Origin of the sequence: Lysinibacillus sp. NPDC096212, assembly GCF_044763105.1 — a bacterium.
Classification (GTDB): domain Bacteria; phylum Bacillota; class Bacilli; order Bacillales_A; family Planococcaceae; genus Lysinibacillus.
Window position 1 is genome coordinate 34,452 of record NZ_JBIWFQ010000013.1, and the last position, 24,374, is coordinate 58,825.

At 35.1% G+C, this 24,374-nt stretch carries 24 protein-coding genes and 1 other RNA gene; 13 read left to right on the plus strand and 12 right to left on the minus strand.

Annotated elements, in window-relative coordinates; all coding sequences use genetic code 11:
- Positions 1–149: 149 nt before the first annotated feature.
- The 4 genes from ACIQ7T_RS14000 (at position 150) to ACIQ7T_RS14015 (ending at position 4,519) form a co-directional block, all read left to right on the plus strand.
- Entirely contained in the window at positions 150–839 is a 690-nt protein-coding gene (locus ACIQ7T_RS14000) for a response regulator transcription factor (RefSeq protein WP_370082881.1), read from the plus strand.
- Positions 836–1,822: a sensor histidine kinase gene (locus tag ACIQ7T_RS14005; RefSeq protein WP_370082879.1), complete on the plus strand. Its 987-nt coding sequence runs from the start codon at positions 836–838 to the stop codon at positions 1,820–1,822. Before ACIQ7T_RS14000 ends, ACIQ7T_RS14005 begins: the two co-directional genes overlap by 4 nt.
- Positions 1,823–1,932: 110 nt before the next feature.
- Entirely contained in the window at positions 1,933–2,694 is a 762-nt protein-coding gene (locus tag ACIQ7T_RS14010; RefSeq protein WP_370082877.1) for an ABC transporter ATP-binding protein, read from the plus strand.
- Positions 2,684–4,519 (plus strand): FtsX-like permease family protein, encoded by a 1,836-nt coding sequence (locus tag ACIQ7T_RS14015; protein WP_370082875.1) that lies wholly within the window; start codon positions 2,684–2,686, stop codon positions 4,517–4,519. The genes ACIQ7T_RS14010 and ACIQ7T_RS14015 overlap by 11 nt, the downstream gene beginning before the upstream one ends.
- Positions 4,520–5,233: 714 nt before the next feature.
- On the opposite strand, the gene ACIQ7T_RS14020 is transcribed toward ACIQ7T_RS14015, so the two are convergent.
- The gene (locus tag ACIQ7T_RS14020; RefSeq protein ID WP_370082873.1) at positions 5,234–5,674 is read right to left on the minus strand and encodes a hypothetical protein; all 441 of its coding nucleotides are present in this window, start codon (positions 5,672–5,674) and stop codon (positions 5,234–5,236) included.
- 170 nt (positions 5,675–5,844) lie between these two features.
- On the opposite strand from ACIQ7T_RS14020, the gene ACIQ7T_RS14025 reads away from it, so the two are divergent.
- Entirely contained in the window at positions 5,845–6,483 is a 639-nt protein-coding gene (locus ACIQ7T_RS14025) for a YfbR-like 5'-deoxynucleotidase (protein WP_370082871.1), read from the plus strand.
- Between the two features lie 364 nt (positions 6,484–6,847).
- Positions 6,848–7,360 carry a zf-HC2 domain-containing protein gene (locus ACIQ7T_RS14030; RefSeq protein ID WP_370082869.1) on the plus strand — a complete coding sequence of 171 codons (513 nt, stop codon included), beginning with the start codon at positions 6,848–6,850 and terminating at the stop codon, positions 7,358–7,360.
- Between the two features lie 144 nt (positions 7,361–7,504).
- Here the strand turns inward: ACIQ7T_RS14030 and ACIQ7T_RS14035 are convergent, their stop codons facing one another.
- A complete protein-coding gene (locus ACIQ7T_RS14035; RefSeq protein WP_370082867.1) occupies positions 7,505–7,843 on the minus strand; it encodes a zinc ribbon domain-containing protein YjdM in 339 nt (112 codons plus the stop codon).
- A 440-nt stretch (positions 7,844–8,283) separates the two neighbouring features.
- Here ACIQ7T_RS14035 and ssrS point away from each other — a divergent pair.
- Positions 8,284–8,476, plus strand: a non-coding RNA gene (ssrS, locus tag ACIQ7T_RS14040) — 6S RNA.
- 239 nt (positions 8,477–8,715) lie between these two features.
- Here the strand turns inward: ssrS and ACIQ7T_RS14045 are convergent.
- Complete coding sequence (locus ACIQ7T_RS14045) at positions 8,716–8,886, minus strand: hypothetical protein (protein WP_402871063.1); 171 nt, start codon at positions 8,884–8,886, stop codon at positions 8,716–8,718.
- Positions 8,887–9,155: 269 nt separating this feature from the next.
- On the opposite strand from ACIQ7T_RS14045, the gene ACIQ7T_RS14050 reads away from it, so the two are divergent.
- Together ACIQ7T_RS14050 and ACIQ7T_RS14055 are read left to right on the plus strand one after the other, a co-directional pair.
- A complete protein-coding gene (locus ACIQ7T_RS14050; RefSeq protein WP_370082865.1) occupies positions 9,156–9,377 on the plus strand; it encodes a TM2 domain-containing protein in 222 nt (73 codons plus the stop codon).
- Positions 9,378–10,061: 684 nt separating this feature from the next.
- Positions 10,062–10,304: a DUF3923 family protein gene (locus tag ACIQ7T_RS14055; RefSeq protein WP_402871168.1), complete on the plus strand. Its 243-nt coding sequence runs from the start codon at positions 10,062–10,064 to the stop codon at positions 10,302–10,304.
- Between the two features lie 148 nt (positions 10,305–10,452).
- Here ACIQ7T_RS14055 and ACIQ7T_RS14060 read toward each other — a convergent pair whose 3' ends face one another.
- The 3 genes from ACIQ7T_RS14060 to ACIQ7T_RS14070 form a co-directional block, all read right to left on the minus strand.
- Positions 10,453–11,631 (minus strand): NupC/NupG family nucleoside CNT transporter, encoded by a 1,179-nt coding sequence (locus tag ACIQ7T_RS14060; protein ID WP_370082861.1) that lies wholly within the window; start codon positions 11,629–11,631, stop codon positions 10,453–10,455.
- Positions 11,632–12,075: 444 nt separating this feature from the next.
- On the minus strand, positions 12,076–12,648 hold the full coding sequence (locus ACIQ7T_RS14065) for a tetratricopeptide repeat protein (protein WP_402871067.1): 573 nt from the start codon (positions 12,646–12,648) through the stop codon (positions 12,076–12,078).
- A gap of 107 nt (positions 12,649–12,755) precedes the next feature.
- Positions 12,756–13,175, minus strand: a complete 420-nt coding sequence (locus ACIQ7T_RS14070; RefSeq protein WP_402871070.1) for a flavoprotein — start codon at positions 13,173–13,175, stop codon at positions 12,756–12,758.
- A 530-nt stretch (positions 13,176–13,705) separates the two neighbouring features.
- Between ACIQ7T_RS14070 and ACIQ7T_RS14075 the strand changes: the two genes are divergently transcribed.
- Together ACIQ7T_RS14075 and ACIQ7T_RS14080 are read left to right on the plus strand one after the other, a co-directional pair.
- Positions 13,706–14,836 (plus strand): CamS family sex pheromone protein, encoded by a 1,131-nt coding sequence (locus ACIQ7T_RS14075; protein WP_370080880.1) that lies wholly within the window; start codon positions 13,706–13,708, stop codon positions 14,834–14,836.
- A 149-nt stretch (positions 14,837–14,985) separates the two neighbouring features.
- On the plus strand, positions 14,986–15,441 hold the full coding sequence (locus ACIQ7T_RS14080; protein ID WP_370080878.1) for a hypothetical protein: 456 nt from the start codon (positions 14,986–14,988) through the stop codon (positions 15,439–15,441).
- Between the two features lie 167 nt (positions 15,442–15,608).
- On the opposite strand, the gene ACIQ7T_RS14085 is transcribed toward ACIQ7T_RS14080, so the two are convergent.
- The 4 genes from ACIQ7T_RS14085 to ACIQ7T_RS14100 form a co-directional block, all read right to left on the minus strand.
- Positions 15,609–16,022: a VOC family protein gene (locus ACIQ7T_RS14085; RefSeq protein WP_370080876.1), complete on the minus strand. Its 414-nt coding sequence runs from the start codon at positions 16,020–16,022 to the stop codon at positions 15,609–15,611.
- 375 nt (positions 16,023–16,397) lie between these two features.
- Positions 16,398–17,039 carry a 3-oxoacid CoA-transferase subunit B gene (locus ACIQ7T_RS14090; protein ID WP_370080874.1) on the minus strand — a complete coding sequence of 214 codons (642 nt, stop codon included), beginning with the start codon at positions 17,037–17,039 and terminating at the stop codon, positions 16,398–16,400.
- Positions 17,039–17,746 (minus strand): CoA transferase subunit A, encoded by a 708-nt coding sequence (locus tag ACIQ7T_RS14095; RefSeq protein ID WP_370080872.1) that lies wholly within the window; start codon positions 17,744–17,746, stop codon positions 17,039–17,041. The genes ACIQ7T_RS14090 and ACIQ7T_RS14095 overlap by 1 nt, the downstream gene beginning before the upstream one ends.
- Before the next feature lie 107 nt (positions 17,747–17,853).
- A complete protein-coding gene (locus ACIQ7T_RS14100; RefSeq protein ID WP_370080870.1) occupies positions 17,854–18,732 on the minus strand; it encodes a LysR family transcriptional regulator in 879 nt (292 codons plus the stop codon).
- 297 nt (positions 18,733–19,029) lie between these two features.
- On the opposite strand from ACIQ7T_RS14100, the gene ACIQ7T_RS14105 reads away from it, so the two are divergent.
- Complete coding sequence (locus ACIQ7T_RS14105) at positions 19,030–20,343, plus strand: short-chain fatty acid transporter (protein ID WP_370080868.1); 1,314 nt, start codon at positions 19,030–19,032, stop codon at positions 20,341–20,343.
- 113 nt (positions 20,344–20,456) lie between these two features.
- On the opposite strand, the gene ACIQ7T_RS14110 is transcribed toward ACIQ7T_RS14105, so the two are convergent.
- Complete coding sequence (locus ACIQ7T_RS14110; protein ID WP_402871076.1) at positions 20,457–20,993, minus strand: TetR/AcrR family transcriptional regulator; 537 nt, start codon at positions 20,991–20,993, stop codon at positions 20,457–20,459.
- A 222-nt stretch (positions 20,994–21,215) separates the two neighbouring features.
- Here ACIQ7T_RS14110 and ACIQ7T_RS14115 point away from each other — a divergent pair, with 222 nt between their 5' ends.
- Complete coding sequence (locus ACIQ7T_RS14115; protein WP_370080864.1) at positions 21,216–23,393, plus strand: MMPL family transporter; 2,178 nt, start codon at positions 21,216–21,218, stop codon at positions 23,391–23,393.
- 185 nt (positions 23,394–23,578) lie between these two features.
- Here ACIQ7T_RS14115 and ACIQ7T_RS14120 read toward each other — a convergent pair whose 3' ends face one another.
- Entirely contained in the window at positions 23,579–24,217 is a 639-nt protein-coding gene (locus ACIQ7T_RS14120) for a LysE family translocator (protein WP_370080862.1), read from the minus strand.
- Positions 24,218–24,374: the final 157 nt, after the last annotated feature.

A 24,374-nucleotide genomic window follows, 5' to 3' on the forward strand; every position in this document is an offset into this window, starting at 1 on the left:
TTCACTCGCTGCGCTCGCTCCAGGGCCTCATCTGTGACGCTAATCCCCAAGGAATCGCCCAGTCTCCACTCCAATCAACCAATATACCTTCGTATATTTTAACTAAATACCCACTTTTTAGTGATAGTCTATAAAGAAAGGTCGATACTATGTACAAAATATACATAATAGAGGATGATCCCAATATTTCAAAGATTATTGTGGAGCATTTATCAAAATATCAATTTGAATGCTATACCGTTCAACAATTTAATCATGTAGTAGAAGAATTTCAAGCTATTCAACCTCATCTCGTTATTATGGACATTAACCTACCAACCTATGATGGATACTTTTGGTCGCGCAAAATCCGTCAGCTATCCAAATGCCCGATTATCATTGTATCTGCTCGTGTGAATGATATCGATCAAGTGCATGGGATTGAAAATGGTGCAGATGATTTTATTACTAAGCCCTTCTCACTAGATGTGTTTATGGCAAAAGTGAATGGGCTTATTCGCCGTACATACGGAGAATATGCTTCCTCCGAATCTAATTCAATATCAATTACTAATACAACGTTAAATTCCAATACAGTTCGCCTTTACACCGAGAAACACGAGAGCCTGTTAACGTTAAAAGAAATGCAACTTAGCAAATTACTATTTGAAGCTTATCCTAATGTTGTTCCTCGTCAAAAATTGTTAAGTGCCATTTGGGATGATGAATCCTTCGTTGAAGAAAACACTTTATCTGTTAATATTGGCCGATTACGCAAAAAATTCGAGGCTATTCAATCTAGACTAGAAATTAAAACAATTCGCGGACTTGGTTATCAATTAGTGGAGGCAGAAGAATGAAGCTGTTCTTTCGAGATCATGTAAGTGTCATCATTCTTTATTGTGTAAGTTTTCTATTATTACCTTGGATCATTCATTCATTAGATGATTTATCTTCACACTATCTTTATTTTATCTTTCTCGTTAGCTTCCTATTTACCATTTGGCTGATCGGACGTTATTATCGCAGAAAAAAGCTCTATGTTCATTTACAGAACAGCACATTAACAAACGATGACCTCCATCTGTATGAACCACAGGCTATGATTGAGCAAGCCTATAGCCAAAAACTACGGCAAATGCAATATCTATACTTAACACAGCAACAACATTTAGAAGAGCAAGGAAAAGAAAAGCAGCTTGTGCTTTCTCATTTTGCCCATCAAATGAAAACGCCATTGTCGGTTATTCAACTGATGATCCAATCGAATGCAAATAGCCAATCCGAGCATTTGCAAACAATTAATCAAGAATGCGATAAACTGACGTTTACCCTTAATCAGTTACTAACTTATGAACGTACGTCCAATCTTGTGGCGGATTTAAAAATAGAAGCACTCTCATTAAAAGATCTTATTAAGGAAGTTGTGAACGATTTAAAGGATTATTTCATTGCCAAAGAAGTTTTTCCAAAAGTGACGCTTGTTGAAAATACTATTATTTATTCAGATCGAAAATGGTTAAAAATTGTGCTTTATCAAATCATCAATAACGCCATTAAATACGGTGAGTCCGAAAGTTCTATTCAAATTATTTATGACGAAGCTACTTTACGCATTCAAAACTATGGAGATACGATTCCTGAGAATGAAATTTCACGTGTCTTTGATTTGTTTTATACAGGTGTGAAAGGTAGAACGAGCGGTGAGGCAACAGGTATAGGCTTGTATTTAGTGAAAAAGATTTTAACTGAATTAGAGCACCCTTTTACTTTACAGTCCCATGAGTGCGTCGCTACCTTTTCTATAGATTTTTCAAATAGCGTAAAAAAATCATCATTGTAAGCTCGTAATATGACAACTTTGTCATATTGACGTCATTTAACCAAATAGGTAAAATGCTGCTCCTTCTTTATACTTAAGCTATTCAATCGAAGTAAGGGAGTTGTTGAAAGATGGGAGACTCAATCCTACAAGTGACCAATCTGCAAAAAGAATATATCGGGGAAATCACATATAAAGCATTGAATGGCATAGATTTTCAACTTGGTGAGAATGAATTCGTAGCCGTTATGGGGCCTTCTGGAAGTGGGAAAACTACATTTTTAAATAGCGTGTCAACTATCGATCGCCCTACTGTTGGTGAAATTCTTATAAATGGCAGAAATCCATATTCATTAGATGATGAAGAGCTTGCAAAGTTCCGTCGCTCAGAATTAGGCTTTGTTTTTCAAGATTTTAATCTTGTACACACATTAACGGTGAAAGAAAATATTTTATTACCGTTAACCTTAGATAGTTTACCTGCCGATAAAATGCAGCAACGACTTAAACATGTATCTCAATTTCTAGGAATTGAAGAACTTCTTTCAAAACGAATTTATGAAATTTCCGGTGGGCAAAAACAACGTGTAGCTATTGCTCGTGCGGTTATTCATGAACCGAGTTTACTGTTGGCAGATGAACCTACAGGAAATCTCGATTCAAAAGCAGTAAATGATGTCATGAATTTATTTAGTTCTATTCATACAGAACTGAAAACTTCCATTTTAATGGTGACACATGATCCTTATGTAGCAAGCTTCGCAAATCGTATTATATTCATTAAGGATGGTAAATTATATAACGAAATTCATCGTGGTCATAATCGTAAACAATTTTACCAGGAAATCATGGACACACTTGCTTTTTTAGGTGGTGGACAGCATGAGCTTTAATCATATCGTTATCCAAAATATTTTACGTGATAAATGGACCTATGTTTCGTATTTCCTTAGCAGTATGTTTTCTATTATTATTTTCTTTCTGTTTACGGTCATTGTATTTCATCCAAGTCTTGCAAGTTTAGATCCAGACTCAACACTTGGCCTTGCATTAATGTTAGCGAGTTTGCTCATCTATTTGTTTTCATTTATTTATATCGCCTATTCCATCATGGCCTTTTTAAAGAAGAAAACAAAAACACTAGGTATTTTTATGATTACTGGTGCATCCATGAAACAAATTCGTACGCTCGTTTTTCGTGAAAATATTCTTATCGGTGTATTGGCGATTATTACAGCAATCATTCTTGGGCTTGTCATTTCGCCACTCTTCTTAATGGGTGCCAAAGTTGTTTTAAATGCAGAAACTTTCGGTATGTATTTCCCTATGAAAGCAATCATGCTAACGATTGCTTTATTCCTTGTATTATTCGTTGTTATTTCAAAAGTAATGACAAGATTTATTAATAAAGAAGCTTCCATTCAACTATTAAAAAGTGATGTTGTCATCGAAAAGTCAATAAAACCACATTATCTTTTATTATTCATTAGTATTATGATTTCCATTGGTTTAGGTTATTTTTTAAAAAGAGATCATGACATTGTCGGTAGTCTTTTCTATGTAGCTTTTTTCGTGAGTTTTCTTTGTACAATTTATTTAATCATCTCACAAGGAATGCGCTTCCTCCTAAAGGCTTTTGAGAGATCGTCAGCCTATATGAAACAAACGAATATGCTACTGGCTTCCAATCTGAATGCAAAAATGAAATCACACGCAAATATACTATTTTTAATCACTCTCTTGTTAAGCGGTGTGTTTTTAAGTACAAGCATTTTATTTAGCTCTTACTACAATGTTAAAAAGGATAGTGAAGAGAATTATCCATACAGTGTTCAGTATATTGCCACGCCTAAGGCTGATCCAAGTATGGTAGAAGCTGATATCGAAAGTATTGAAAAACAATTATCCACAGTGGATTCACATAAATTTTTTATTGAATTTAAATCGAATGAAGAACGTAGAATTGGTTATATGTCAGTTTCTGATTATAATTTGTTACACACTGAAAAAGAAAGCTTAGGTACAAATGAATTTATAGCAGTTGCTGGTAATCGTAAAACTTTGCCAATTACTAATGTAAGTGATGACACATATCTACAGCACTTTAAGCTTATATCTGTAAATGAAAAAAATCTATTAACAACAGGTTTCCAGAAAACGTATTTTATTGTGCCTGATAAAGTTTATAACAGCATCAAATATCCTGTCTACAAAGCCTATTTATTTGAGCTAGACAATTGGACGGCACATACAGAGTTGGCGAAAAAAATTATTAAGGATTTCCCACATATATATGATGAACGTTATGTAACTTCAAAAATCGAATTGTATGACGCAGAGATGTTCACAAAAAGTGTTATGTTCTTTATCGGCTCTATGTTGAGCTTGATTTTCTTAAGTGCAGCTATGAGTATCCTCTACTTCTATTTACAAACGACACTTCTTCAGGAAAAAGAAAAGTATGCAGGCATACGAAAACTTGGGCTATCTAAAAAAGAGTTATTCACTGTAGTTTCTAAAGAGCTGGCAATCCTTATATTTGTACCATTCGCGATAGCCATTACGATGTTATTCGCTACATTATTTGCCATGCGAACAATGGTTTCAGCAGCATTTTTACAAGTCTCTACGATGAGCTCTTTATGCTTCTTTGCCCTGTTCTTCGTTAGTTATATTTTTATTCGCAAAAGCTATTTCAAACGCTTGCTTAGTCTATAATGAAAAAAATCGCACCCTTTGTGGAGTGCGATTTTTCATAGTGTTGAAAAACAAAATTATAGGTGGTCTTTGAGAATGTTGTGGCACATTGAATGAGGGTGATTTCCGTTCCAGGCTACTCGCTTTGCCGCTGACGCTTCGCTTTCGCGCAGAGCTTCCTGTGGGCGAGCGTCGAGCCGCTTCCTCCGCTGCGCTCCGTGCAGGGTCTCGCCTGTCTCGCTTTCCCACGGGAGTCGAGTAGCCTTCCACTCCAATCAGCAATAGTGTAGAACTTTTATAAATTTTATTCATTTCAAAAGTGAACACTATTGCTACCCACCTTAATCTACAAAAAAGACTTATTACAGTGACGCAATTGTACGCCTGTTATTCTAATGCTTCGTTTTCTAAGACATCTGTTGCTGCCGCTACGTTAGCACTACGCTATTGCATAAAATTGCTTTAGTATCGTTTTATAACTATAAATTAGAGTGTCATGCCAGAAGATATTTGCTATGTGAAGTGGTTGATGGGAGTGGAGACTGGGCGACTCCTTGGGGATAAGCGATAGAGGAACGAAGGCTAAAACCATCACATCCTGTGATAACACCTTCGTGACCAACATCGTGTTGGCCCGAGACCCTGCAGCGAAGCGAAGCGGCTCATCGGACGCCCCCAGGAAAGCGCCCAGTCAGAACGGAAATCAACCACACGTTTTGGTGATGAGCTAGCTTCTTACCAAAGCACAGGCTTTGCTACCATTAGCCATAACATAATTAGCAATAACAAAATGTACATCCATGCTTTGCGATGTAACAATGAAGCAAATTTTTGCTGGTCATAGGCAGGTGTATTATATGTCTGTAAAGTCGGTTTGAACGCTCTTGCTAAAAAAACAATGGAGGCTAACATCACAAGAAATGTAAGAACAATCCACGAGGTACTCCAATGATAACCCGCATGCCACATTAATAAAATACCGGATGCAACAAGGACATGCCCCGAATGCTTGACGATCGTAATTGCTCCTTTAAAAGCTTCAATATATGGTGACATTTCAACATGGGATGCTGTACGCATTTTTTTAACAATTGTTAAAACCACGAACAAAGGCCCAATCGAAAGAATGGCACTTAAAATATGTATGTAAAGAAGAAGTGTATAAATTGAAATCACGGTGCATACTCCCTTTTAATCAGTCCCCCTCATTATAGCACCAACATAAGCGTGCTTTATCGTCAATTGTGAATCCTTTGTAAACGCAAAATGAATCATTGTTAAGTTGTTTGAAATTTGCACAAAGAGGGTATGGATTATAGTAACATGCACATATAGACCAAAAAGGAGTGATTTTTATAGGAATTCATCAATTTTTTACAAGTCTTAATGATCTAGAGCGTATTATTCGTTGCCCTGGACGCTTCAAATTTGAAGAGCACAATGTGGCTGCTCACTCTTGGAAGGTATCGCAGTATGCGATGTTCTTTGCCACACTTGAAGAAATGAACGGAGCTACGGTCAATTGGAAATCATTGTATGAAAAAACCATTAACCACGACTTTGCTGAAGTATTTATCGGTGATATTAAAACTCCAGTAAAGCATGCGAGCCCAGAGCTTAAACAAATGCTTGCACATGTGGAAGAAAAAATGATGGAGAAATTTATTATTGATGAGATCCCACAAGAGTTTCAGGCTGTCTTCTTTGAGCGCATGAAAGAAGGTAAGGATAAAACTATAGAAGGTCTTCTACTCGAGTTTGCTGATAAGCTTGACCAATTCTACGAAGCCTTTGCTGAGTTAAAACGTGGAAACACAGATAAAGAATTTGTGCATATGTATCAATCAGCCCTTTCCAAGATTTTAACTATTCCTCTTGAAGCGTCGGTTCACTATTTCCGTACTGAGATTCTGAAGGATGCTGTGAAGGAAAAAACACATATTGATATTCAAGCTTTGACCAATGAAGTATTAACATCAAATTAATAAGGTGCATGTAAGTTTTCCGAACGAATTAACTCACGGAAGGCTTTTTTTATTTTCATCAATTATGCCTTGGCATAATTGCGTCTGGAATCTGCTTCGTGCCTAGGCCTGCGTGAGGCAGGTCAGTTAGCCGTTATCGCATGGATGCGATGATTTTAGGCTAACATCCTATGTGAACGCCTTTTCGATTCCGTGACATCCGCCGGAGGCATTAACTTCTTTCAGCGGATGTTTTTTGTACCGAAAGCGTAGCGACAGGTACAGATGTTTGGACACCCGCTGAAAATTAACTTAAACCCGCATTCATCTGCTGAAAGAAGTTAAAAAGTCGTATAATAGAAGGAGATCGATTGGAGGGAAGCTTTTGTCACAGGAATGTTCAATTGTAGAGGATTTATGGCCTTTGTATAAAAAACAAGCGCTCCAAGCAACTACTGTAGAATTCGTCGAACAACATTTAGCTACTTGTGAGCATTGTCAGCAGCTCGCTACTTCAAAGCAAATACTTGGCTATCATTTATTAATGAAAAGAACGCTCACGTTTTTCCACCTTGTTTTTATCGTACTATCCTTTATGTTTGCCATTAACTCTTCCTTACTTGGCAATCAAACAAGCTTTGCTATATCTTACGCGATTTTCGGCTGTCTTACTTATTTCTTTTACAGAAATATTTGGATTGTTTTTGCTATCAGCTTTATACCTGTTTTCGTATGGGCTATTGTTAACAATATCAATAATTCTCTCTACGTCACCCACTACTCCTTAACAGAAATTGGGACACTGTTGATTGGAGCTAGCTTCATAGCCATTTTACATACTATTTTTGCACTATTCGGTTCTGCCTTTGCTATTCTATTTCGTAGGTTTACAAAATAATGTTACACCAGCAGAAAGAAGTTGTCTCAATATATTGAGGCAACTTCCTTTTATCCAGAAATAAAAAAAGAGTCAGTTTTGAATAGCCACCCAACATCATTTCCGAGAATGGGACGCCTCATTACACGACTCTTTTTTCAGTAATTATGCTTTTTTAACGAACTCTGACTTTAATTTCATTGCACCAAAGCCATCGATTTTACAATCAATATTGTGATCGCCTTCAACGAGACGAATGCTTTTCACCTTTGTCCCAATTTTTAGCGTTGAAGAACTACCCTTAACCTTTAAATCCTTAATAACTGTAACGGAATCACCGTCTGCAAGTAGATTGCCATGAGCATCCTTTACGATTAACGTATCTGTCTCCTGCTCCGTTACATCAGTGCCCCACTCATGCGCACATTCTGGACATACAAAGTTTGTTCCATCCTCATATGTGTATTCAGAATTACATTTTGGACAATTTGGATAAGCTGCCATTTCCGCTTCCTCCTTTTACTTTTTTGCTCCTAGATCAATTTCGCCTTGGCGTAATTGCGTCTGGATTTTGAATTGTGCCCGCACAATTCATTCCTTTGAAAATCCATGACATCCGCCGGAGGCTTTATCTTCATTCAGTAGGGATTTGGATACCCACTGAAAGGTAATCAAAACTGCATTCATCTCACCACCTGTTGAGATGTGTAGCCTTCTACTGAATGAAGGTAAACCCTATATATTCTCTTATCTTTACATACTTCGCCCTATTAAGTAAAGGATGTTCGCATTTTTCGTTCGTATTTGTGAAAAATATTTGAATCTGTTTTATGCTTTTGGAGATATTTCATTCTGGATATTCATGATTTGGGACACTCGCCCATTGACTTTTTTGTACAAACCATCTTACTTGCAAGTTTGTTTAACATGCCTTATTATATCCTTAAAGGCTGCATTGTTCGTATAATATTAAGTTTTAACCTTTAAGCTGTAAAAGGGAGTTTTATTATTGGAGTTGGAATGACGGGCCTCACACTAAGGTGCATGAGGATAAGCAGGAAAGCTTCTGCGAACACCCACTTTGAGGAGTGGTGGTTTAAAACTTTCTATAATAACTACGGCATACGCGGCTTTTTAATTTAATCATATGGCCTCAGGGCTTTGAAGCATTTCTCTCATAGTGAAAACTATGGGGGATTTTTTGTTGTGGGAAAAAACAAGGGAATTGTTGGGGGAAATAAACATTCTACAGTTTTGCTCTATGGTTTATATCTAATCACGATAGCTATATTTACAAAAGAAAAAGCAAATCTATTATGAAACATATTTACTTTTTTCATTTTATTAAAATCCATCATTAAGATGCTCACCTAATACTATATGCCTCTTTTACCTCCATTAGCCTTATACTTAATTGCTGCTTTAGCTAACGCTTCCCCCGATAACACTTCACCGATTGGTTCACGAGTAGTAAAAGGACTTGTTTTTCTTCTTGATTCATAGTTCCCATCCCATCCTCCTTTTTCTCTTTCATTTGACTCTACCACCCTTTATTTAATTCTCCGTTCTTTATATTAATGATTGCAATTTTAAGAGGCTTGGGTACCTGGGTATTAATCATTTTTTTATGATTTTCATCGGCAAAATCACCCCCTAATAAGGTTATAAAATCCACCTTAATAAACAGTAACGAATAATCCTTTGGTTAACTATGGTTGGCACTTATTTCAAGTAGAGAAAAACATAAAAGAATGATAGACTTTTGAATGGAAATATAGTTAATTATTACTACATAAAAGAAAGGTGATTGATAAAAATGCAACAACAAACTTCTGAAAAAAACTATATAGTAATGATTTTACTATGTTTCTTTTTAGGTGGCCTAGGAATACATCGCTTCTACGTAGGTAAAATTGGTACTGGTATTTTAATGATTATAACTTTGGGCGGACTAGGTATCTGGGCATTGATCGATTTAATTATGATTATTGTCGGCAAATTCAAAGATAAAGAAGGAAAAGAAATAAAACCTTCTTAACAATAATGAAAAGGCGTTAGTTAACTACGGTTAACTGGCGCTTTTTTGAATGGAGAAATGTTGTTTATGTCAGGGAGGATTGATATGCGCCTTATGTGTTTCCTGTCTCCCCTGCTTGCCTCACTTTGAATGAAGCTTGCGGGTACGCTACCGTTACACATACGTATCTATTTCACCTTGCAACTCCAGTTCTAAATAGCGTTTCCTTAATTCAATTTGTTCAGTGAACCACTATTACCCTTATATTAACTCCTGTTTTCTTTCTTCCTGTAGCAACTAAGACTTCCACGTTTTCATTAATGTCTATATTACGTTATTACTTCCCAAAAGTTTAAAAAAGATAACAAATATTGGTTGTGTACTTTTTTGTTCATTTAATCAGTCTTAAGGCTGAGAAGTGGCACCGCCTAAAGTTTGTTTCCAGTAAAAAGGAAAAGTGTTACAATTAAAAAACATTAATTGGAGCATTAAGATTCATCACCAGAAGTCGGAATTACATTTATGAAAGAGCGTATTGCTTTTAGAATGCTCATTGTTCTACGTTCCAAGGGTGACTCCTTCGTGTCCAACATCCTGTTTCCCCAAAGTGGCACAAAGGTCATCTCGTCCAAAAGGAGATCAACCCTAAGTTATGGTGGTGAACCATATACAATTACGAATAGAAGAAGGTGTTTATTTTTGAGTATGAAAATATGGTGGGCTTTAAACATTGTATGGCTATTCATTTTTGCTGCTGGGGCCATATTTATTGGAGTAAGAGAAGTTGATTATGCAGGGGTAGTGCAAACTCCTGAAGTTAGAATGGTCTCATTTATTATTTTGGGTATTGTATTTTTATTTGTTGTACTATTTCAACTAATGCTACTCATCTTTATTCATTTTGTTAGAAAAGGTACAACCAATACTTCAACAAAAAAACTATCTTAATCAAGGTGGTCTTTGTCGTTTTTTAAGTCACTTAAATAAAGTGGCTTTTTTATATGTACTAATGTAAAAGTGTCTGTGTACGAATTTTAATCATAAAAAAACTGCACTCCAATAGATAGAGTGCAGTCAACTGCTTCTTTTTTATAAATTAAATAACTAAACCAACAATTGTAGCCGTTAAGATACTAACAAGTGTAGCTCCATACAACAACTTTAAGCCAAAACGAGCAACTACATTCCCTTGCTTTTCATTCAAACCTTTTACTGCTCCGGCAATAATACCGATAGATGAAAAGTTTGCAAAGGATACAAGAAAGACTGAAATAATAGCCAGTGTATGCGCACTCATAGACTTAGCTACTTCTCCAAGGCTTATCATTGCAACAAATTCATTCGTTACTAATTTTGTTGCCATAATTCCTCCAGCAGTTATAGCATCTGCCCAAGGTACCCCCATTAAGAAAGCAATTGGTGCAAAGATATAACCTAAAATATCTTGGAAGGATATACCGAAAATCATATCAAATAGTGAATTGATTAAATCCATTAATGCTACGAAACCGATCAGCATAGCGCCAACAATGATGGCTACTTTAAACCCATCCATGATATATTCTCCAAGCATTTGGAAGAACGATTGCTTTTGTTCATCTATCTTTAAAATATCTTCGCTTGCTTCTACTGTATACGGATTAATGATTGAAACAATAATAAAACCGCCAAACAAGTTCAAGACAATCGCCGTTACAACATATTTTGGTTCAATCATCGTCATATATGCTCCAACAACTGACATAGAAACAGTCGACATTGCTGATGCGCATAATGTATACATTCGCTGTGGACTAATCTTATCTAATTGTTTTTTAACAGTAATGAATACTTCAGATTGGCCTACCATTGCAGAAGCAACAGCATTATAGGATTCCAATTTCCCCATACCACTCACTTTACTTAAAAGTAAACCTATCCCTTTCATGATGAGAGGAAGAATTTTAAAATGCTGTAGGATCCCTATCAATACAGATATAAAAACAATAGGTAATAACACATTTAGGAAGAAGGAATACTCCCCTTCATTCGCTAAACCACCAAAAACAAAAGTTATGCCCGTACTTGCGTAAGACAATAAATGATCAAATACTTTCGTAAATCCTTTGATTAGAACATAACCAACCTTTGTATTTAGCAGTATAGCTGCAAATACAAATTGGATGATTAGCATAATAATTATGTTTTTATATTTTATTTCTTTTTTGTTTTTACTCATTAACAGAGCTAAACCAAAAACAAGTAACAATCCACAAAAGGATATTAAGTATCTCATGAGTTCCTCCATAAATATATTGATAATTTTTGCGCGTTCGATATCCGAAACTACAAATCCTTTCACTCATTATGTTCCATTATTGAAACTTGAATAACAGCTATAGATCTTAAAACTGAAAATATGTAGTTAGTCAGACGTCAGACAAATCACTTCACTATACATTGTTTTCACTAGCAATTCAATAGTTAAAAGAAAAAAACTATGCGAAAAGTGTATACGCTTACAAAATTATCGTTTGATAAAAAAAAGACCATCATATATGATGGTCTCTGCTTGCTACAAGTTTTTGTATTCTTTATTCAAATTTTAATGATTTAAATGAACTGATAAGAATCATGTCTTTAAATCTGTCGGATTATTTTACATAAAAATACCAATAATCAATAACCTAAGTGACTTTTAAACCACCCATCACCTACGAAAATTTTTTATGATTATTCATTAGCATTTCAATTTCTTTATAAAATTTAATGCTTGTTGGGTCGATTCAATAAGTGATACATCACCTTTAAGTTCCCTTAACTTTAATGCTTCCTTAAAGCATTTTTCCGCCTCAGCAATTTCCCCTAATTCTAACAAACACTTGCCTTTATGTTGTATGGCAAAGTCCAAATATGCCAAATTATTATTTGCCTTACATTTATCCAAAACTTCGTTGAAGATCCCTAATGCTTTTATTGGATTACCATTATATTTTATTGCCTCTCCAAGACGTATTAATGATACGATTTCTCGATTGCTGTTATTCTGATTGCTAGCAAAATTAAAGCATTCAGTTAAAATTTTAACAGCTTTTTGTGGTTCCCCGTAAATTCTATATAAATTCCCCAGCGTTCCCTTTAGAAAATATTTCTCATTTTCATTCGTTATATTCGCTAGTAAATTTTCAGCAATGTCTATCATTTCTTTTAATCTAAAAGGATTAGAAGTTTTTTCGCGGAGATACTCATTGCTATCAAAATAAATTATTTCGCTTATTGTCAAAAGATAGTTTTTAAACTCCGGAAAATTCATTTTATCAATGCCTCCAATAGTTTTTAATTAATTATTAAAAAATTAAGGCCGTTTTCTCAAAGATTGTTGCTTCACGTTTGGCTATCTTCTTTAACTTAAGCACCCCGTTAGTTGAATTGGATTTTTTTAATATTTTCATTAGGTACTCCTGTTTCTATGTAACTTCGTATCAAATTCCATTCATCGTTTTCTTTCTTTTTAAACGTTTGAAAAAACAAGCTAACATTTTCTAACTTCTTTCCACCGATAACTAATGTAGCAGACAAGATAACCATAACTTCATCTTCTCGTAAAGGAACTATTGAAATTTCATTTAAATCCCATTTATTTTCTTTTTCTTTTGAAAAATTAAAGCCTTGTTCCCAACCAATTATCGACTCTTCATAACCAAAGTCTACTAATTCGCCACTTGAAATCTCTCTTGCTTTATAATCCTTGGAAATTATATTTTTCAAGTCTGTTAATGATGAATTTCTCCAAACTTCTAGATACAAATCAAGAAACTTGCGAAATGAATTATTTTCCATAAAAAAATCCTCCCAATATACTGATTCTTATTCTACTAAATTGCTCCTATTTTTGAACACAAATTAAACAACACTCTTCAACTAAACTGCCCCGTTAGCCATCCATGAAGCGCAAAAATCAGCTCTTCACCACAAAAAATGAAAGATGATTAAGTTCTTTCATGGGAGTTGAAGAGCAACAATCTTTACGAAAACAGCCAAAATTAAAGCGATGATGTAAGGCGGATTTTGATTTTATGACGTACGAAATAGATATCAGTTTTTTTATTATATACTTTTACCAGAATCAAACTTAAAATGTAAATATACTGTTATATTACCAAAAGTTTGAGGAGACATCCTGGAGCGAAGTGGCTCATAGGATACGCAAAGTGGAACGAAATCAACTCCACGTTATTGTGATGAATTCATTTTTATAGGAATACTTTGAAGATTTATCGGAACAATTTCAGGTTTGATTAGCCAAACTGAAATTAGCGTACCTTTTGATACGCGATTAATTACATAAGAATCAGTAAGGAGTATTTTAAATGAAAATAAAGAAGAGTATGTTGTTTTTTATATCACCACTATTTCTATTAGCTTCTTGTAGTGATGATGATCCAGTTATTAAAAATAATGAGAAAATGTATGCATCATCAATTCAACAAAAGGAGATATATGAAATTAAACAACCTGCAAAATCTAATGTTTCAAGAGGGTTGATACTTAGTAATATGAACAATTCATTAAACGTCAGTGAAATTGAAGAAGGATTAATGGATTTATCAGGCGATTACTTTCCTACAAAGAAATTTTATATGCAGGAAGGTCAATATCTAGATGGTGAGATTATAAATAAATGGTTAGATAGAAAATCAAAAGAAGGTTTTGGTTTAAACCCACCCATTAAAAAAAGTACTGGAGATGTTTTAGAGGATGAAAAAAATAATCCTAAAATATTATCTCATGTCTTAGAACAAAATTTTATTAACAAAGAAAACGGAAAAGTAGAAGGAATGTCTTTAGCCATATCCTTAAATGAATTTTATGACATTAGAGTACATGATGATAAAGGCTTAACTTATACAGATCAAGTTAAAGTCGATACGAACGAAGATGAGGTTAATGACGTAGAAAAATACGGTAAGGAAATAGCCGGAACTATAATAAAAAATATAAGAGAAAATAATAAAATACCCAATGTCCCTATTTATTTAACTTTATATCAAGAATCCAATAAAAACGATATAATTCCCGGAATATTTTTAGCTCAAACATTTATTCCTGAAGGCGAAGATAAAATAGATAAATGGGCTGGTATAGATATAAAAAATTATACATTCCCTTCAGATTCACTTTATAGCTTAGACAAAGAAACTTATAGTAAATTATTAATTTTCAAAGAAGATATCCAAGAAGGCTTTAAACATATAAATCCTAAAATAGTTGGTAAACTTCGATATGAAAACGGGAATTTAACCGAGTTAAAAATAGAGGTTAATGCGCCTTTAATAAATGATACTGAATTGATAGGTCTTTTACAGTTAACTAGTACTAAATTGAATACTATTTTATTTGATTATATTCCTATTTCTATTCGTATTAAAGATCAAAACCAAGATATCGGGATTGTCCTCTGGGATCCAACTGAAAAACAGATTTATGCAGCTCCATTATAATTTAACTTCTTACATTGTTAACTGCGCGAAAACATAGCGTCAGCGGCAATTATGCTGGGGCATAATTGATTTTTTTATTACCTCCCTTCTTTTTGTATAATTCACCTCCATTTTGCGCATATATGGTAGTAACAAGGGAGGTTATTACATTGAAGAAGTTATTTTATTTGTTTTTACTAGCCACACTACTATTATCCGCTTGCGGGAAAAATACCGCTCCAAAGGAAGTTGCAGTCGATAAAAATACTTCCGTTGAAGATATAGTAGGAGCAATCATTAAAAACAAATTCACTGTTGAAGAAAAGAATGGTATCGTATCAATCTCTATACAGGATACCGATGTGAGAAAAGGTATGAAAAGCCAAATGCTGAAGGATTCCACAAAAATATTTGCAGAGCTGTCTAAGCTTCAAAGTGTTAAAACTCCAGCTATTAGTTGGTATGCACCTTTAACGGACCCTAAGGGGGATAAATCTATGACGGAGCTATTGAATATTTATTTTAGTGAAGAAGATTTTAGAAAGGCTAATTGGGCAAACTATACCCAGCTAGATATTGAATCCATTGCTACTCATTATCATCAAAGTGCTTCTTTAGGACAATAGAATATTCTAACAACAAGATACCCCTCCGTGTATAACGAAGAGGTATCTTTTTTCTTTTTACTAATTGCTTCAGACAATTTTTTTTGCCAGATACCTTTTCCATCTTTCGATATTAAAGGTCGCAATCATATACCGCTCAGGGTATAAAATTATAGGCTCCTACCGATTTAAATTCCCTCTGTATTCATCAATACGAGACGCCAGCCATCAGGATCTTCAATTGTGACACCTTTTACGGCCCAATATTGATTTTCTGGTTCCACTTCAGGGTAGCCCATTTGCAATAAGCGTTCAGCAATACACTGTATAGTTGAACGCTTCGGGATATACAATACGAGCAAATTATCTTTTGTTGGTGCTGGGCACGGGCTTCCTTCAATATGCTCTGTAAACTCTAAATGATAACCAGCATTCGGAAGACCAATCATGATACCAATGTAGCCCCGATGTCCTGAAAACGAACCGATTTTTTCTAACCCTACGCCTTCACAGTAAAATTTTTCAATTTCCTTTATTTTATCAGTCGGCCGTGCAACACGTACCTGCGCTACCTGTAATTCATCTGACCATTGTTGTCTCATTGTTATTTTTCTCCTTTTCAACCATTGTACAATCGCAAAATAGAGCTAAGGAACAGCCAATAGTCTGAAAAATCGCAATCAACTTTAATGCTCTTCAGAAATACCCGCGAAGTGACAAAAAATCGCATATTTATCCTTTGATTGACATTCCGAATGAAAAATAACCAGCCCTATTCAAAGAACTGGTTACATTCAATCACTTTACCTCGCATTAACGACCAGTAATCGTGTACCGAAAGAGAAGCGTCGGGTACAACCTGGAGATTAATCAGAAGCAAAAAAGTTATAGGAGGTTTAACTGCCCGTAAACGCCCGATTGGTGAAGACTAATAATCAGTGGGGATGAAGAAAATCCCCACTGATTAAAGTTCCACTTTATACTGTTAAGGCGACACTAAAAGAAGCAGCTGTCTTCTCTTTTACTTCTTCTAAAGTTACACCCTCTGTTAATTCTATAAGCTGCATCCCTTCATCGGTAAAATCGAAAACAGCCAAATCTGTAATTAATCTATGCACAACTCCCTTTCCAGTTAACGGTAGCTCACATTGTTTTTTTATTTTGGACTCGCCGTTTTTATTGACATGCTCCATCACGACGACTACTCTTTTTGCCCCGACTACAAGATCCATGGCGCCTCCCATACCTTTCACCATTTTCCCTGGGATCATCCAGTTCGCAAGGTCACCCGTTTCAGATACTTCCATGCCACCTAAAATAGCAAGATCAATATGACCGCCACGAATCATGGCAAATGATTCGGCACTATCAAAGAAGGAAGCGCCGGGAACAACTGTAACCGTTTCTTTACCTGCATTAATTAAATCAGGATCGACTGCGTCTTCTACTGGGTATGGTCCAATGCCAAGAAGTCCGTTTTCTGATTGTAAAAGAACGTCATAATCAGACGGAATTGCATTGGCCACTAGCGTTGGGATACCAATACCTAAATTGACGTTCATGCCGTTCTGTATTTCTTTTACCGCTCTATTTACGATTCTTTGTCTTGTATCAGCCATCACGCATCCCCCTTTTTCACTGTCAAACGCTCGATACGCTTCTCATAATTGCCACCTAGTAAAACGCGTTGCACGAACACTCCCGGAGTATGAATATGATCTGGATCTAACTCTCCTACTTCAACAATTTCCTCTACTTCTGCAATCGTAATTTTTCCTGCCATTGCAGCGAGAGGATTAAAGTTACGTGATGTTTTTCTGAAAACTAAATTTCCTAGCTTGTCTGCCTTCCATGCTTTGACAAGAGCAAAATCTGCAACAACACCTTTTTCTAAAATATATTCCTTGCCATCAAAAACCTTTACTTCTTTTCCCTCAGCAATGGGTGTTCCAACCCCAGTAGCTGTGTAAAAGCCCGGAATTCCAGCTCCTCCAGCTCGCATACGTTCTGCCAACGTACCTTGTGGTGTCAATTCTACTTCAAGCTCCCCACTTAAAAACTGCTGCTCAAAAATTTTATTTTCACCTACGTAGGATGCGATCATTTTTTTGATTTGTTTATTTGCTAATAAAAGCCCTAAACCCCAATCATCCACACCACAGTTATTACTTACAACTGTTAAATCCTTTGTTCCCCTTTGGACTAGTGCCGCAATTGATTTTTCCGGGATACCACATAGCCCGAAGCCCCCTACAGCTAATGTATCTCCATCTTTAATGTCGGCGACGGCTTCCTCAAACGAATTCCACACTTTCCCCTTCTCCATATCGAAACCCCCTAAAATTGCTCAGTTATTAAGAAAAATTCTACCTCAACACTATTTTATAAGTAAAGGAATAAATTAGAATACTATTTATTCTAAAAGTGCATAAATCAATTTTCTGAACGTATTGTATTAAGTAGCTGCTTTAAGGCAAAAGATTGATATGTATTCTTCTTCGTAATAACACCTAAACGCCATGGCATGTCAAAATTAAGTAACGGAATAATTTTGACATTTTTATTCGTCTGCTTTGCGGCTATTGAATATGGTAAAAGTGTCACCCCTAAATTCGAGGAAACTAGCTCCACTATTAAATCCCATTGCGAGCTTTTATAGCCGATTATTGGTGTAAATCCTGCGCTTTTACATGATTTAATAACATAATCATGCAGTGTGAATTCCTCTGTGAAGATAATGAATGATTCATCTTTTAAATCTTGTAATAGAATATGTTCTTGCTGAGCCAATGGATGGGACTCATTAATAAAGACAAAAAATTGGTCTTCCACAAATGATTGGACCGTAAATTTTCTTTCATCTGTAGGTATGACAACAATCCCCATATCAACATCGCCATTTTCTACTAATGTTCCGATCATTTTAGCTCCACGTTCCACAAGCTCTAAATGCACCTTTGGATATTGCTTATGAAACTTTCGCGCGATTTCAGGGAAAAATAGTGTGCCAATTAATGGGGGTATCCCTAATTTAATCGTACCTGTCTCGATGTTCGATAAATCACCCAATAATATATGTAAATCATGTACAGAACGTATTATTTTTTGTCCTTGTTTATAGACGATACTACCAGCGTCTGTTAACTCTATATTGCGTGTAGAGCGGTTTAATAACTCTACATGAAGAGCATTCTCCAACTTTCTAATGCTTTTGCTTAATGAAGGTTGTGATACAAAGGATTCATTAGCTGCCTTTGTAAAGCTCCCATGTTCAACAACAGTCATAAATGCTTTTAAATCTCGCAACTCCATATACATTCCCCCTATTTATTCTAAATTGTTATAAATAATATTCCTAAAACCCCTATTTAGTAATAAATTCTCCTCATTTTCTACTAATCCTTCTTCTTAAAAATAAGTAGATAAATACAATAGAACTAAGGCTTTGCTATGATTTCAATAGTATTTAATCGGACAATAACGATCATGATTTCATTTCTACATTACATCCCGCTTATTGTGCTTAATACCATTTTTATCTTCCTTAATTCGTTTTTCTATGTACAATTAGCAATAAGGGATGGCAGAAAAGGAAGGGGGATTTCTAACATGAAAACGTTAACAAGAATTTCAAATGCTATTATGGAAAAATATTTACCTGATCCATACATATTTGTCACTATCCTCACTGTATTAACGTTATTATTAGGGGTTGCATTAACAGATTCTTCTCCGCTCGATATGGTGATCTATTGGGGAGATGGTTTTTGGGAACTATTAGAATTTACAATGCAAATGGTGATTGTCTTAGCTGCAGGTCACATTTTAGCGAATAGTCCTGTGTTCAAGAAAGGATTAGCAGCCATTGCAAGTAAAATAAAAACACCAGGCATGGCAATTATCGTTATTACATTCGTATCACTAATAGCTTGCTGGATTAACTGGGGATTCGGGCTTGTCATTGGTGCTCTCTTTGCAAAGGAAATTGCTCGTCATGTTAAAAAGGTAGATTATCGCTTATTAATCGCTAGTGCCTACTCAGGCTTTGTAATTTGGCATGGCGGATTAGCTGGCTCCATTCCGTTATCCATTGCGACGGAAGGTCATAAGTTTGCTGACATTATGGGTATCATCCCAACAAATGTTACACTTTTTTCAACATATAACTTATTTATAGTCATTGTTATCGTCTTCACTTTACCGTTGTTTAACCGTTGGATGATGCCAAAGGAAGAAGATACGGTTGAGGTTGACCCCACTTTATTAGTAGAAGAAAAAACAGAGTTACCTAAGCCTGAAAACAACTTTGCCAGTCGCTCTGAACGAAGTTATATTTTAACGATTTTAATTGCTATTATCGGACTTGTTTATTTAGTTCATCATTTTATGACGAAAGGCTTTGTTCTTGATTTAAATGTGATTAATACGATTTTTATTGTGTTAGGGATCATTTTCCACGGGACACCACAGCGTTTCCTCGCTGCTGCACAAGATGCCATTAAAACAACTACAGGCATCGTTTTTCAATTCCCGTTTTATGCAGGGATTATGGGTATGATGACCGCTTCTGGTTTAGCTGCCGTATTTTCAAAATGGTTCGTTAATATTTCCAATGAACATACATTCTATTTGTTTACATTTTTCTCAGCGGGACTCGTTAACTTCTTTATACCGTCAGGCGGTGGACAATGGGCGGTGCAAGCTCCTATTATGCTAGATGCTGCAACCACTTTAGGTGCCGACTACGCTAAAACCGCTATGGCTATCGCGTGGGGTGATGCTTGGACGAATATGATTCAACCATTCTGGGCACTACCAGCCCTTGCAATCGCTGGCTTAAAGGCTAAAGATATAATGGGCTTCTGTTTATTCGTTTTAATCTTTACGGGCATTATTATTAGTATCGGCCTCCTTTTCTTCTAACCGAATATAGAGTGTTTGAACTTCACGAAGATGTATATGACCAAACATTTTCGTGAAGCTTTTTTTGTACCTTTTAAAAGTTTTTGCCATATGTAAGTTTATTGGAGTGGAGATTAGGTGACGTTCATACTTTCTAAGATTTGGACAACTTCTTCAGTCGGAATTTTCATATCATCATTTATCCATTTTCGGATTACTTCAATGATCCCTCCTGTTGAATAGGTGAAAAAATATTCTAACTGAGTCTCATTAGCATTTGGTAACTTTTTTTGTATTTCTGCAATTGTTATACCATGAGCAGAATTCAAAACTGTATTAAGTACATGAGAACCATTTTTTTCATTAAAAATAATTTTACAGAGATCCTTATTTATAAGTATCAAATTTAAAAGTTCATTTAGTATATTTTGTTCTTCTGAAATATTAATTGTACTCATCATTTTCTCGATCAATTCTTCTTCAATACTTCTCATTAAATCAAAGGGATCATTATAATAAGAATAAAAAGTTCCCCTATTAATATCTGCTATTTTGCAAATATCCGTAACAGTAATTTTATTTAAGTTTTTTTCTTGTAGCAGCAGTAAAAAAGCCTCTATTATTACCTTTTTACTATACAGTGTTCTTCTGTTTCCTGGTGTACCAACCACGTTTTTCCCTCCTGGTTATTAAGCAAATCACTTCAATATGTTTTTAAACAGACAAAATATTAATAAATGATTATTTAATAACACATGTCTTCATTTTGCTTATTGTTACCTTCAATTAGCTTTAATATACTTTGTCTACGCCATTAAATCAACAGAGTGTACGATTAATAACTAGTTGTTTTAATGTGCTGTCTGTAATATTAGGATGAAAGGAAGCTGTTAATGGCAAAGTATCTTTATAAATTAGGAAAATTGGCGGCAAACAATAGTAAAAAAATAATTGGGGGCTCAGTAACTGTTCTCTTTGTGCTTGCAATTATTGCAATGAACATGGGATCAAATTTTTCTGAGGATATGTCTATACCTGGATCAGAATCAGAAAAAGCCCTTCACCTCATTCAAAAGGAATTCCCCTCTAATACAGGTCAAGTACAGTTAGTATTTAATGCACCTGAAAATAAAACCCTAGATTCTGAAGAGATTAATAATGTAATTACAGATACATTGAAAGTGATAAAAGAAAAAGATAGTTATATTGTTTCTGTAGCAAGCCCATTAGAGTTAGGGAATATAAATAAAGATAAGAATATTGGTTATGCAATTGTTACTTATAATGTAGCAGCAGACAAGGTATCGGAAAAATCAAAGGAAAATATTATAGAAAACATCGAAAACATACGTGATGCTGGTATTCAAACAGAACTTTCTGGTGATGTTTCATTTTCTGAAATGGAAATTGGAGGAATAACAGAAGTAATTGGGGTAGTTGTTGCTTTCGTTATATTGGCAATTACTTTTATTTCCTTATTAGCGGCTGGGTTGCCAATTATTACGGCGGTTATTGGACTAGCTACAGGAATTTTTTTAATTATGATTGGAACAAATTATTTGGATATTACCTCAGTTTCAATAACGTTAGCAGCAATGTTGGGACTGGCAGTAGGCATTGATTATGCTCTCTTTATTATGACTCGTTTTAGACAACAAAGGAAAGAAGGATATTCTGTCCAAGAGTCTGTAGCAATTTCAAATGGAACAGCCGGTAGTGCTGTAGTGTTTGCTGGTATAACAGTCATCATTGCGCTCTTAGGTTTATCTGTTGCAAAAATACCATTTTTAACAATGATGGGTCTATCTGCTGCCCTTTGCGTATTATTCGCAATATTTATTGCAATAATTGTGGTTCCAGCTTTTTTAGGTCTGATGGGACATAAAGTGGGACCAGATAGAAAGAATAGTTTTTTAAGCAAAATTATTAAACGTGATAAAAAACAAACTACTTCCGAAAGATGGGGAAATTTCGTAGCAAAACGCCCGTGGAAGGTAGCAATTATTGGAATTGCACTTCTATCTATAATTGCTATCCCTATTTTCCATATGGAACTCGCATTACCAGATAACGGTTCGAAAAGTGAAGAGACAACAGAAAGAAGAGCTTATGACTTACTTACCAAAGCCTATGGCCCTGGTCATCTTTCAACATTAATTGTAGCGGCTAAAACCTCAAGCGAAACAACCAATCCACAAGTAGCATTAAGTGATACTATAGAAGAGTTAAGTGGGTTATCAAATGTAAAAAATGTTAGTCCAGCAATTCCTGGACCTTCAGGAGAATTGTATCTTATTTCTATAACTCCAGAGACAGGAGCTGCCGATTCAGAAACAAAAGATCTTGTAAACGATATTAGAGAAAAGGCAAAGACCTTGGAAAAATCCAATCATATAAAATTAATGGTTACAGGTACTACTGCGGTAAACATTGATATATCACAAAAATTGAGTGAAGCATTGCCTATATTCGCTTTATTAATTATTGGATTTTCATTCATCTTATTAGTACTAGTATTCAGGTCTATTCTAGTTCCATTAAAGGCAGTACTAGGATTTTTACTATCTTTAGGTGCAACATTAGGATTCACTGTATTTGTTATTCAAGATGGAAATTTAATTGATATATTTGGGTTTCCTATTGCCAATCCTGTATTAAGCTTCTTACCAGTCATTGTGATTGGAATTTTATTTGGATTAGCAATGGACTATGAGGTTTTTCTAGTTAGTAGAATGCGTGAAGTATTTACACATACCGGGGATGCACGCAAAGCTGTTTTAGTCGGAATGAAAGATAGTGGTGGAGTAGTAACAGCTGCAGGGTTGATTATGATTTCAGTATTTACTGGATTCATGTTAGCTCCAGATCCAATCATTAAAGCGATGGGCTTTTCACTCACATTTGGCGTTATATTTGATGCTTTTGTAGTAAGAATGGCTATTGTACCAGCAGTAATGATCTTAATGGGAAAAGCTTCTTGGTACTTGCCAAAGTGGTTAGATAAATTACTACCAAATTTAGATATAGAAGGCGAATTCTTTATGAAAGAAATAAAAAGAAAAAATGAATAATGCATAAATATTTTTAACTGCATGGACTGAAGAAAATCGACTCTTAATATTCTTCAGTCCTTTTAATTACAAAAATGAATTTATAAAAAAGTACATCGGTTAATTAAATAAAAGCATGTTTTAATCAATCTTTTTTCAAAACATGCTCTCTTGTACTTTATTCTAAAGCAAAAAGCATTTTAATCTTAGTGGGCTCTCTCTAATGCTAGCTTAATACCAAAGCCAATTAACACTGTACCCGTCAATCCTTCGATAACAGTTTTCGTCGTTGGCTTTTTCATAAATGCACTAATTTTATCTAACAAGTAAACATAGAACACAAACCAAAATCCTGTTAATGCCGTATAAATAAGCCCCATTATAAGAAACGGCATAAATGTACCGCTTTTGCCATCTACAAACTGAGGTAAAAATGTTAGAAAAAATACAGCTACCTTTGGGTTTGTTACGTTCGTTAAGAAGCCTTGTTTAAAGCATGATTGCTCCGAATATTTATGATCAATTTGGGTTTCATCTTGCACAACAGGAGGCTGTGTACGTATTGCTCGTAACGCCCATAAGGTTTTGACACCTAAATAGCATAAATAGACTGCGCCGACGTATTTTAAAATGGTAAATACATATGCTGACTTTACAATAATCGCGGAAAGTCCAATAACCGCTGCAAAAGTATGAATCAATAATCCACAGCACGAGCCGAGTAAAGTCTGTAAGCCTCCCTTTCTGCTTACGGTAAGTGTATTTTTTGTTGCGATTGCCGTATCCGGGCCAGGCAAAATAATTAATAAAATGCACATTAATAAAAAAACAGATATGTTCACCACTTTAACGACCTCCTTTTAGTCAGAAAATTATAAAAATAATCTTAACATAAGTGAGGCTACACAAAAAGACATGGTGAAAATTTATCCAATGTATTTATAATTGACATATAACCTTAAGGTGTTATATATTCATAACACCTTAAGGTTACATTTTTGC

Excerpts from the sequence above, each read along its gene's own strand:
- ACIQ7T_RS14015 (WP_370082875.1), top strand. The coding sequence starts at position 2,684 with ATGAGCTTTAATCATATCGTTATCCAAAATATTTTACGTGATAAATGG.
- ACIQ7T_RS14075 (WP_370080880.1), top strand. The coding sequence starts at position 13,706 with ATGAAAATAAAGAAGAGTATGTTGTTTTTTATATCACCACTATTTCTA.
- ACIQ7T_RS14060 (WP_370082861.1), bottom strand. The coding sequence starts at position 11,631 with ATGAGATACTTAATATCCTTTTGTGGATTGTTACTTGTTTTTGGTTTA.
- ACIQ7T_RS14100 (WP_370080870.1), bottom strand. The coding sequence starts at position 18,732 with ATGGAGTTGCGAGATTTAAAAGCATTTATGACTGTTGTTGAACATGGG.
- ACIQ7T_RS14055 (WP_402871168.1), top strand. The coding sequence starts at position 10,062 with ATGAAAATATGGTGGGCTTTAAACATTGTATGGCTATTCATTTTTGCT.
- ACIQ7T_RS14095 (WP_370080872.1), bottom strand. The coding sequence starts at position 17,746 with ATGGAGAAGGGGAAAGTGTGGAATTCGTTTGAGGAAGCCGTCGCCGAC.
- ACIQ7T_RS14070 (WP_402871070.1), bottom strand. The coding sequence starts at position 13,175 with ATGGAAAATAATTCATTTCGCAAGTTTCTTGATTTGTATCTAGAAGTT.
- ACIQ7T_RS14090 (WP_370080874.1), bottom strand. The coding sequence starts at position 17,039 with ATGGCTGATACAAGACAAAGAATCGTAAATAGAGCGGTAAAAGAAATA.
- ACIQ7T_RS14000 (WP_370082881.1), top strand. The coding sequence starts at position 150 with ATGTACAAAATATACATAATAGAGGATGATCCCAATATTTCAAAGATT.
- ACIQ7T_RS14105 (WP_370080868.1), top strand. The coding sequence starts at position 19,030 with ATGAAAACGTTAACAAGAATTTCAAATGCTATTATGGAAAAATATTTA.
- ACIQ7T_RS14035 (WP_370082867.1), bottom strand. The coding sequence starts at position 7,843 with ATGGCAGCTTATCCAAATTGTCCAAAATGTAATTCTGAATACACATAT.
- ACIQ7T_RS14115 (WP_370080864.1), top strand. The coding sequence starts at position 21,216 with ATGGCAAAGTATCTTTATAAATTAGGAAAATTGGCGGCAAACAATAGT.
- ACIQ7T_RS14085 (WP_370080876.1), bottom strand. The coding sequence starts at position 16,022 with ATGAGACAACAATGGTCAGATGAATTACAGGTAGCGCAGGTACGTGTT.
- ACIQ7T_RS14010 (WP_370082877.1), top strand. The coding sequence starts at position 1,933 with ATGGGAGACTCAATCCTACAAGTGACCAATCTGCAAAAAGAATATATC.
- ACIQ7T_RS14005 (WP_370082879.1), top strand. The coding sequence starts at position 836 with ATGAAGCTGTTCTTTCGAGATCATGTAAGTGTCATCATTCTTTATTGT.
- ACIQ7T_RS14065 (WP_402871067.1), bottom strand. The coding sequence starts at position 12,648 with ATGAATTTTCCGGAGTTTAAAAACTATCTTTTGACAATAAGCGAAATA.
- ACIQ7T_RS14050 (WP_370082865.1), top strand. The coding sequence starts at position 9,156 with ATGCAACAACAAACTTCTGAAAAAAACTATATAGTAATGATTTTACTA.